This window comes from Mycolicibacterium houstonense, from assembly GCF_900078665.2.
In the GTDB taxonomy this organism is placed as follows: domain Bacteria; phylum Actinomycetota; class Actinomycetes; order Mycobacteriales; family Mycobacteriaceae; genus Mycobacterium; species Mycobacterium houstonense.
Genome location: NZ_LT546233.1, coordinates 1 through 983 on the forward strand (window position 1 = coordinate 1; position 983 = coordinate 983).

1 protein-coding gene is annotated in these 983 nt (G+C 70.8%); it reads right to left on the reverse strand.

Annotated elements, in window-relative coordinates; genetic code table 11:
* A partial coding sequence (locus BN4332_RS32880; protein WP_268811565.1) for an SLC13 family permease occupies positions 1–789 on the reverse strand: 789 nt, incomplete at its 3' end.
* Positions 790–983 lie beyond the last annotated feature (194 nt).

A 983-nucleotide genomic window follows, 5' to 3' on the forward strand; every position in this document is an offset into this window, starting at 1 on the left:
GCCGCGCACCGTGCTGCGCCGCTGGGCGAGGCTGCGGACGCCGAGGATGATCGCCCCGGCCAGGGCGGCCCAGGCCGGTGACACGTCGAACACCGAGGTGACGACAAACCCCGCGAGCGTCAACCCCAGCACCGCGAGCACAAACACCGGCACCTCGGCGGGCGGCGGCGCCACATCGGCGGCGGGGCGGCTCAGCTCACGGCGGAAGAGCAGGCGCAGCACGGCGAATTCGACCGCGATACCGGCCAGCCACGGCAGCGCCATCACCGCGGTGAACTGGGTGAAGGACAGCCCGGCCACGGTGAAGGCCAGCAGATTCGTCAGATTGGAGACCGGAAACAGCAGCGACGCGGTGTTGGCCAGGTGGGCGCTGGCGTAGGCGTGGGGTCGGGGTGCGATCGCCAGGGTGCGGGCCGTGGCCAGGACCACCGGGGTCAGCAGCAGGACCGTCGCGTCCAGGCTCAACACGGCCGTCGTGGTCGCCCCGATCACGAACACCTTGGTCAGCAACCGGCGCGGATCGCCGTTGCTGGCGCGGGCCATCAACGTGCCCGCGGCGTGGAACAGGCCTTCGTCGTCGCAGAGATGGGCGAGCACCAGGACGGCCGCCAGGAACCCGACCACAGGCAGCAGCCGATTGACCTCGGCCAGTGCCTCGTCCGGTGAGATCACCCCGAGGGCGATCAGCAGCCCGGCCGCGGGAATCGCCACGACGGCCTCGGGCCAGCCCTCGGGCCGCGCCAACGCGAACACCAGCACGATGGCCAGCAGCACCAGGGCCAGAATCACGGGCGTGAATCCTTTCGGCCAGTCGAACATTCGGTGACGATTCGCGTGGCGTGGCCATGCGGACCTGACCGTACCCGGGCGGATCGATAGCGTGGGTGGCCATGCGTCCGGCTGTTCCGATGGTCCTGTTGTTCGCGCTGGCTGCCGTCTTCCAGTCTGTCCCGCCGGCCGCTGCGGCGCCCGCCGGGTTCGAC